Here is an 8,293-nt window from a genome sequence, read left to right as displayed (position 1 = left end):
CGGGGCCCGCCGGTCGTGCGAACCCCCTGGGCGGTCGCCCCCGGTGCGCGTCGCGCCGGCCCGCCGGTCGGGCGGAGTCGCCCGGGGCGGTCAGCCCTGGTGCGGCACCACCACGGCGCGGCCGAAGACCTCCCCGGCCTCCAGCCTCCGGTAGGCCTCCAGGGCGTCCCCCAGGTCGAACCTCTCGACCTCCGGACGGATCTGCCCCGCCTTGTACATGTCCACCACCTCCCACAGCTCTCCCACCGTCCCCCAGTAGGTGTTGGTGATGTAGGACTCGTACGGGTTGGTGAAGAACGAGAACTCGTGCGTGCCGCCCGCGATCCCGACCACGGTCAGCCGCCCGCCCCGGGCCATCGACGCCGCCGCGGTCGCGATCGTGGGGGTCACGCCCACGAAGTCGAAGGCCGCGTCCACGCCCCGGCCGCCGGTGATCTCGCGGATCTCCTCGACCTGGTGCGCGCCCGCCCCCACCGTGACCGCGCCGTTGCGCTCGGCCCAGGCCCGCGGCTCGGCCTTGACGTCGGTGGCGATCACCGTCGCGCCGGTCAGCGCCCTGAGGATCTGCACGCCGATCTGCCCCAGCCCGCCCAGGCCGATCACCAGGGCGTGCCGACCGCCGCCCTCCAGGTGCGGCAGCGCCTCCTTGATCGCGTGGTACGGGGTCAGGCCCGCGTCCGACAGCGGCGCGGCCTCCACCGGGTCGGCGTCGCCCAGCGGGACCAGGTGGTGGGCGGGCACGGTCACGTACTCGGCCATGCCGCCGTCGCGTCCCAGGCCCACCGCCAGGTAGGGCATGGTCGCCGCGTTCTCGCAGTAGGTGTCCTGGCCCCGGACGCACATGCGGCAGTGTCCGCAGCCGATCGGGCCGTAGGCCATGTAGGCGTCGCCGACCCGTACGCGCTCGCTCACGCCGTCGCCGAGCGCCTCCACCCATCCGGAGTTCTCGTGCCCCAGGACGAACGGCGGTTTCTGGGCTCCGGCCTGCCCCTCCTTGAAGTGGCGGTACACGCTGACGTCGGAGTGGCAGGCGCCCGCCCCCGCCACCCGCAGCAGGACCTCGCCCGGCCCCGGCTCGGGCACGGGAACGTCGGTGAGTGACGGGAACCGCTCGTAGTTCTCGAAGACCACGGCTCGCATGGAGTACCCCCAGGCTCTCGCGGAGAGCGGGCACCGGCGCGCGACGACCGTATTTCTCGGCGCCCGTATGGCCGCTCGACACTGTCCGTCCAGTTCACGGCTGTCCGCCCACCACCTACCCGAAAGCCTTTCGTCTTATTTGTCGCTTTAGTCGGAATTTGACCGTGCGCCGTACGGCCGGGTGTGGTGCCACCACTACCGAACCGGGTGGTCAACGCCAGACCCGGTTCGGGGGGACAGCGCCATGGAGGCCGACCCCGCCGCGGACCTAGCGTGAAAAGGGTCCGTTCCCCCCACCTGTCGGCACTCGAACTTCCCCAGGAGAGTCATGATCGCGGCGGGCCCACGTCACGCTTCGCCCCCCACCCCCCTGCGCTACGAGGAGCGCGAGTGGCACGGCCTGCGGCTCCTGGCCCACGACGAGGCCGGAGACGGCCGCATCGTCGAGGCGCTGGGCGACGTGGCCGCCGCCGACCACATCGTGGTCCTGGTCCCGGGCAACGACAACTACCTGGGCAACTACTTCGACGCCAACCGCCCCACCCGGCCCCGGGTCAACGGGGGGACGGTCCTGCGCACCATGCGGGCCCTCGCCCCCGAGGAGCGCTCCGCCGTCGTGGTCTGGGTCGGCTACGACACCCCGCGCGGCTTCGCCGAGGCCGCCTTCCGGGGACCGGCCGAACGCGGCGCCGAGGACCTGGCCCGCCTGACGGCCTTCCTGCCCCGTACCGCCCGCATCACGCTGGTGGGGCACAGCTACGGCACCGTCGTGTGCGGGCTGGCCCTGCGACACGGGCGCGTGGACGAGTGCGTGGCCCTGGGCAGCCCCGGCATGGGCGGGAACTCCGTCGCCGACCTGGGCTTCACCGGGAACCTGTGGGCGGCGCTGGGCCCCGCGGACTGGATCCGCTTCTTCCCCCGGGGACGCTGGCGGGACCTGGGCCACGGGCCCTCGCCGCTGCGCCCCGGGTTCGGCGCCACCGCCTTCGCCACCGGCCCGATCCCCGGCCACTGCTCCTACTACGCCGAGGGCAGCGAGTCGGTGCGCAACATCGCCCTCATCGGCCTGGGCCGCCACGACGAGGTCACCCGGCCGGACGTGCCCGCCCAGCGCACGCGCCCGGGCTGGCGCCCGGCCGCCGGGGCCCCGGTCGAGGGGGCGGCGTCGTGAGACCCGCACCCGCCGTCGACGACCGTGCAGCCGGGCACCGCACCGCCGACCCGGTGATCCTGGCCCGGGACGTGCGCAAGGCCTACCCCGGAGCCCGCGGCCGCGCCGCCCTGGACGGCTTCGACCTGGAGGTGCCCCCCGGCGCGGTGCACGCGCTGCTGGGGCCCAACGGCGCGGGCAAGACCACCGCCGTGCGGATCATGTCCACCCTGCTGCGCTTCGACTCCGGACAGGTGCGCGTCGCCGGGTTCGACGTGGCGCGCCAGAGCGCGCGGGTGCGCTCGCGCATCGGCTTCGCCGGTCAGTACGCGGCCCTGGACGAGGTCCTCGACGGGCGGCGCAACCTGGAGATGTTCGCCCGCCTGCACCACCTGCGCGCGCGGGCGGCGCGGGCCCGGGCCGCCGAACTCCTGGAGCGGTTCGGCCTCACCGACGCCGCCCGCCGCCCGGTGCGCGAGTACTCCGGCGGCATGCGCCGCCGCCTGGACCTGGCCGCGAGCCTGATCCCCGACCCCGCCGTGCTGTTCCTGGACGAGCCCACCACGGGCCTGGACCCGCGCAGCCGCGCCGAGGTCTGGCGGGCCGTGCGCGACCTCGCCGAGGGCGGCACGACCGTGCTGCTGACCACCCAGTACCTGGAGGAGGCCGACCGCCTGGCCGACCGGATCTCGGTGGTCGACTCCGGAAGGATCATCGCCGAGGGCACCCCCGAGGAGCTCAAGTCCCGGGTCGGGGGCGGCCGGGTGGAGGCCGTGGTCGCCGACGCGGACGCGCTCTCGCCCGTCGGGGAGGTCCTGGGCCGCGTGGCCGGGGCCCTGCCCGAGGTGGACGCCGACGCCCTGCGGGTGTCGGTGCCCTTCGACGGCCGGGGCGCGGGACTGGCCAAGGTGGTGCGCGCCCTGGACGAGGCCGGTTTGGACGTGGAGGACATCGCCCTGCGCCGCCCGACCCTGGACGACGTCTTCCTGGGGCTGACGGGCCGTCAGGGCACGCGCGGGGAGGGTTCATGATGTCCGTGACCGAGGCGGGGCCGCCGGCCCCGGAGGAGGGAGGCGTCATGGCGTCCGTGACCGAGGTGGAACGTCCGGTTCCGGAGGAGCCCGGACCCCTGGCGCGGACGCGCTGGGCGGTGGCCGACACCTGGGTGGTGGCGCGCCGCTACCTGCTGCACCTGGTGTACAAGCCCGACGAACTCGTCGGCACGCTGATGGTCCCCGTCCTGGCCGTGCTGCTGTTCGGCTTCGTCTTCGGCGAGGCCATGGGCGCGGTCATGGACGCGCCCGGCGAGGAGTACCGCGAGTTCCTGATGCCGGGGCTGTTCGCGCTGACCATGGCCTTCGGGATCGGCAACACCACGATCGCGGTGGTCACCGACGCCGGGCGCGGCGTGGTCGACCGGTTCCGCACGCTGCCGATGGCCCCCGCCTCCCTCCTGGCCGGGCGCAGCCTGGCCGACGTGCTCTCCGCGGTGGTGGACCTGGCCGTGCTGGCCGGAATGGGGCTGCTGGTCGGCTGGCGGTGGCACGAGGGCCCGCTCTCCGCGCTGGCGGCCCTGGGGCTGCTGTTGCTGCTGCGCCTGGCCTTCACCTGGATCGGCATCTACCTGGGGCTGGTGGTGCGCAGTCCGGAGGCGGCGATGAAGTTCTTCTCGCTGGTCTTCCCGCTGGCCATGGTCGCGGACACCTTCGTGCCCACCGACACCATGCCGGACTGGCTGGTGCCGGTGGCCGAGTGGAACCCGTTGTCGGCGACGGTGATCGCGGCCCGCGACCTGTTCGGCAACCCGGTGGCGGCCAACGACTCCTGGATCGCGCAGAACGCGCTGCTCATGGCAGTGGTGTGGCCGCTGGTGCTGATGATGGTCTTCGTGCCGCTGGCGCTGCGGCGCTTCCGGCGGCTGAGCCGCTGAGGCACTGACACGGCGCTACCCGGAACGTCTCCGGTCCAGGCCGATGAGTTCTCTCAGCCTTCGGAGTCCGTACACACGAACGAACCGCACCGTGCGGATCCGACGGACGAGGACGACCACGATGAACGGCGCGAAGCCGACCCCCGCACGCGCGGGAGGGCGCGAGTGGCTCGGGCTCGGGGTGCTGGCCCTGCCCACCCTGCTGCTCTCACTGGACATGAGCGTGCTCTACCTGGCGCTGCCCCACCTGGCCGCCGACCTGCGGCCCTCCGGCAGCCAGCTGCTGTGGATCATGGACGTCTACGGCTTCATGATCGCCGGGTTCCTCATCACCATGGGCACCCTCGGCGACCGCATCGGCCACAGGCGCCTGCTCATGATCGGCGCCGCCGTCTTCGGCCTGGCCTCCGTGGCCGCGGCCTTCGCGCCCAGCTCCGCCGCGCTCATCGCCACCCGCGCTCTCATGGGCGTGGCCGGAGCCACCCTCATGCCCTCCACCCTGGCCCTGATCAGCAACATGTTCACCGACCCGCGCCAGCGCGCGGTGGCCATCTCGGTGTGGACGAGCTGTTTCATGGGCGGCACCGCCATCGGACCGGTCGTGGGCGGACTCCTCCTGGAGTGGTTCTGGTGGGGGTCGGTGTTCCTGCTCGGCGTCCCCGTCATGCTGCTGCTCCTGGTGTGCGCGCCCCTGCTGCTCCCCGAGCACCGCGCGCCCGAACCCGGTCGGCTGGACCCGGTCAGCGTCGCCCTGTCCCTGGCCGCCATCCTGCCGGTCGTCTACGGCCTCAAGGCCGTCGCCGAGGGCGGGCCGCTCCTCGGACCGCTCGCCTCCCTCGCCTTCGGGCTGGTCATGGGCGCGGTGTTCGCCCGCCGCCAACTGCGCCTGCCCGACCCGCTGCTGGACCTCGCCCTGTTCCGCCAGCCCTCCTTCGGGGTCGCGCTGGGCGTGATGATGGCGGGCGCGGTCACCATGGGCGGCACGTTCCTGCTGATCAGCCAGTACCTCCAGATGGTCGCCGGGCACTCCTCGCTGGTCGCGGGGATGTGGCAGGTGCCCCCGGCGCTGGCGATGATCGCCGCCACCATGGCCGGAGGGCCGCTGGCCGCGCGCGTGGGCCGGGCCAACGTCATCGGCGGCGGCATGCTGGTGACCGCGTCGGGGTTCGCCCTGCTGTTCCTGGTCCCCGTCGAGGGCGGAACAGCGCTCGTGGTCGCCGGGCTGCTGCTGGCCTCGGTGGGGCTGGGGCCCGGCGCCGCCCTGGTCACCGACATCGTGGTGGGCTCCGCGCCCAGGGAGAGGGCCGGGGCCGCCGCGTCGATGTCCGAGACCAGCGGGGAGTTCGGCGTCGCCATGGGCGTGGCCCTGCTGGGCAGCCTGGCCTCGGCGGTCTACCGCGCCGAGGCCAGCGTTCCCGAGGGCCTGCCCGAGGAGGCGGGCCAGACCCTGCCCGCCGCCGTGGCCGTGGCCGCGGAGCTGCCCGCGGGCCTGGCCGAGAGCCTGCTCGGTCCGGCGCGCGAGGCCTTCACCTCCGGCATCAACCTGGTCGGGGTGATCGGCTGCCTGGCCATGGCCGTGTTCGGAGTGGCCGCCGTGGTCCTGCTGCGCCCCGCGCCGTCGGGGACACCGCCGGAGCGCGAACCGGCGGAGGCACCGGTGGACGCCGAGGGGGAGAGCGCCGCGGACACGCCCGAGGCCGGGGCCGCGAGCGCCCCGGCGCCCGGACCGGCGGGCGGCTGACGGGAGGGGAACCGGTGGCGGTGGGCCCCGCCCGAAAAACGGTGGCGGCAGAACCGCCGCGGGCCGATGAGTCCGCGCACCCCGGCGAGTCAGTACGGGTGAGCGGCACCGAGCACCGGATCTGGACCCGCCCGGGACCGAAGGCCCCCGGCAGGGGTCCCGGACCCGGCGGGCCCGGGACCGGCGGTGCCGACCGGCACTGCGGCCCGCACCCGATGACGCGGACCCGGACACCACCCGGAGGACATCATGGAACGCCCCAACCTCGACGGCATGCTGCTCGCCACCACCGACCCCGACCGCCTGCACGACTGGTACGCCGACGTCCTCTCCCCCCAGGACGACATCGACATGGACGGCTACCGCGTCCTGCGCCTGGGCACCTTCCACCTGCTCATCGACCGCCGGGACGACGTCGCGCCCAGGGCGGGGGACCCGACCCGCATGATCCTCAACGTCGACGTGGACGACGCCCGCGCCGTCGCCGCCCGCGTGGACGCCCGGGGCACCGGGTGGCTGGCGCCCCTGGAGGACCGCGACGGCAGCCTGTTCGGCACCGCCGTCGACCCCGACGGCAACCACGTCCAGATCATCCAGCTCAGCGACGAGCACCGCGCCGCCATGGCGCGCGAGAGTTAGGAGAGGACCGTGTTCGACACCACCAGGGCCTTCGGCTCCTTCGCCGTCCGCGACCCCGACCGGGCCAGGGAGTTCTACGGAACCACCCTCGGGCTCACGGTCGGGCCCGTGGAGGGCATGGAGGAGCACGGCCTGCTCAGCATCGACCTGGGGGAGGGGCGGGCGGTCCTCGTCTACCCCAAGCCCGACCACGAGCCCGCGGGCTTCACCGTGCTCAACCTCCCCGTGGACGACATCGACGCCGTCGTGGACGAGCTCGCCCGCCGCGGCGTCGGAACGCTCCGCTACGAGGGCTTCGACCAGGACGGCAAGGGGATCTCGCGGGGCGTCCCGACGGTGGCGTGGTTCGCCGACCCGTTCGGGAACGTGTGTTCTGTCATACAGGAGGCGTAACGTGACGGTCGTGGTGGAACACGCGTCCGACCAGGACTTCATGAGTGCCGCCGATCCCTACCGGCGGGAGCTGTTCGCGCACTGCTACCGCATGCTGGGGTCGGTGCACGACGCCGAGGACCTGGTGCAGGAGACCTACCTGCGCGCCTGGAAGGCCTACGACCGGTTCGAGGGCCGCTCCAGCCTGCGCACCTGGCTCCACCGGATCGCCACCACGGCCTGTCTGACCGCCCTGGACAGGCGCCGACGGCGGCCCCTGCCCACCGGGCTCGGCGGGCCCGCCGCCGAGCCCGAGGGCGAACTGGCCGACCGCCCGGAGCTGCCCTGGCTGGAGCCGGTGCCCGACGCCCTGGTCGGCGCGGACGACCCCGGCACGGTCGTGGCCGCGCGGGAGAGCGTGCGCCTGGCCCTGGTCGCCGCGCTCCAGCACCTGCGACCCAGGCAGCGGGCGGTGCTGATCCTGCGCGACGTGCTGCGCTACAGCGCGGCCGAGGTCGCCGACACCCTCGGCGTCTCCGTCCCCGCGGTCAACAGCCTGCTCCAGCGGGCCCGCGCCCAGCTGGCCCGGGTCACCCCCGCCGAGGAGGAGGTGGCCGAGCCCCGGCCGGAGCAGCGCGAGGTCCTGGACCGGTACGTCGACGCGTTCGAGTCCTACGACATCTCGGCGATCACCGAGGTGTTCACCGCCGACGCCGTGTTCGAGATGCCGCCCTTCGCCACGTGGGTGCGCGGCGCCGGGCACATCGGCCGCCTCATCGCCGCCCACTGCCCGGCCAGCGGGCCGGGCGACATGGCGCTGGTGCCGACCGGGGCCAACGGGCAGCCCGCCTTCGCGCTGTACATGCGGGGCGGCGACGGCGTCCACCGGGCGTTCGGGATCCAGGTGCTGGAGCTGGCACCCGGGGGAGACGCGGTCGCCCACGCGGTGATGTTCTTCGACACCTCGCTCTTCCGGCACTTCGGGCTGCCCGCCGTGCTGTCCCCGCGCCGCTGAGGCGGCGGGACGCGCGGGCGGCCGTCGGCGGTCGCGGGAAGCCGGGGCCAACGCGTTCTCCGGGCGGATCGTTACCACGTTTCTCCGTGCCATGTGACACACGGTATTTCTGTGGCACGGGAGAGAAGGTGTGCTAGATTCAGTGAAGTTGCAGTCGTGATTCCCGTTGGATGTACATCTTTTTCGGGTTATTGCCGCAGTGACGGGAAAATCGTCAGACCGCGGTTTTCTTCATACTCCCGAACGAGAGGAACACCCATGGCGACCGGCAAGGTCAAGTGGTTCAACGGCGAAAAGGGCTTCGGC

The 8,293-nt window shown here is 73.5% G+C and carries 8 protein-coding genes; 7 read left to right on the top strand and 1 reads right to left on the bottom strand.

Going from position 1 to position 8,293, the window contains the following annotated elements:
• Positions 1-90 precede the first annotated feature (90 nt).
• Positions 91-1,140 (bottom strand): NAD(P)-dependent alcohol dehydrogenase, encoded by a 1,050-nt coding sequence (locus tag DQW06_RS05560; protein ID WP_071621756.1) that lies wholly within the window; start codon positions 1,138-1,140, stop codon positions 91-93.
• 328 nt (positions 1,141-1,468) lie between these two features.
• Between DQW06_RS05560 and DQW06_RS05555 the strand changes: the two genes are divergently transcribed.
• The 7 genes from DQW06_RS05555 (at position 1,469) to DQW06_RS05525 (ending at position 7,987) form a co-directional block, all read left to right on the top strand.
• Positions 1,469-2,311: an alpha/beta hydrolase gene (locus tag DQW06_RS05555; protein WP_117198087.1), complete on the top strand. Its 843-nt coding sequence runs from the start codon at positions 1,469-1,471 to the stop codon at positions 2,309-2,311.
• A complete protein-coding gene (locus DQW06_RS05550; RefSeq protein WP_117198086.1) occupies positions 2,308-3,321 on the top strand; it encodes an ATP-binding cassette domain-containing protein in 1,014 nt (337 codons plus the stop codon). Before DQW06_RS05555 ends, DQW06_RS05550 begins: the two co-directional genes overlap by 4 nt.
• Before the next feature lie 47 nt (positions 3,322-3,368).
• Positions 3,369-4,220, top strand: a complete 852-nt coding sequence (locus DQW06_RS05545) for an ABC transporter permease (protein ID WP_026338765.1) — start codon at positions 3,369-3,371, stop codon at positions 4,218-4,220.
• Between the two features lie 121 nt (positions 4,221-4,341).
• On the top strand, positions 4,342-5,961 hold the full coding sequence (locus DQW06_RS05540) for an MFS transporter (RefSeq protein ID WP_117198085.1): 1,620 nt from the start codon (positions 4,342-4,344) through the stop codon (positions 5,959-5,961).
• Between the two features lie 249 nt (positions 5,962-6,210).
• Positions 6,211-6,600, top strand: coding sequence for a VOC family protein (locus DQW06_RS05535; protein ID WP_013152306.1), 390 nt, complete (start codon positions 6,211-6,213; stop codon positions 6,598-6,600).
• A 9-nt stretch (positions 6,601-6,609) separates the two neighbouring features.
• Positions 6,610-6,993 (top strand): VOC family protein, encoded by a 384-nt coding sequence (locus DQW06_RS05530; protein WP_013152307.1) that lies wholly within the window; start codon positions 6,610-6,612, stop codon positions 6,991-6,993.
• Position 6,994: 1 nt separating this feature from the next.
• Positions 6,995-7,987 (top strand): sigma-70 family RNA polymerase sigma factor, encoded by a 993-nt coding sequence (locus DQW06_RS05525; protein WP_013152308.1) that lies wholly within the window; start codon positions 6,995-6,997, stop codon positions 7,985-7,987.
• The last annotated feature ends 306 nt before the right edge of the window (positions 7,988-8,293 follow it).

This window comes from Nocardiopsis sp. TNDT3 (genome assembly GCF_003427465.1).
GTDB classification, from domain to species: domain Bacteria; phylum Actinomycetota; class Actinomycetes; order Streptosporangiales; family Streptosporangiaceae; genus Nocardiopsis; species Nocardiopsis dassonvillei.
The sequence above is the reverse complement of the archived record's forward strand: the minus strand, read 5'-3'. Positions and strand labels throughout refer to the sequence as shown.

Coding starts and splice junctions, on each gene's coding strand:
- DQW06_RS05560 (WP_071621756.1), bottom strand. CDS start 1,140: ATGCGAGCCGTGGTCTTCGAGAACTACGAGCGGTTCCCGTCACTCACC.
- DQW06_RS05555 (WP_117198087.1), top strand. CDS start 1,469: ATGATCGCGGCGGGCCCACGTCACGCTTCGCCCCCCACCCCCCTGCGC.
- DQW06_RS05545 (WP_026338765.1), top strand. CDS start 3,369: ATGGCGTCCGTGACCGAGGTGGAACGTCCGGTTCCGGAGGAGCCCGGA.
- DQW06_RS05540 (WP_117198085.1), top strand. CDS start 4,342: ATGAACGGCGCGAAGCCGACCCCCGCACGCGCGGGAGGGCGCGAGTGG.
- DQW06_RS05535 (WP_013152306.1), top strand. CDS start 6,211: ATGGAACGCCCCAACCTCGACGGCATGCTGCTCGCCACCACCGACCCC.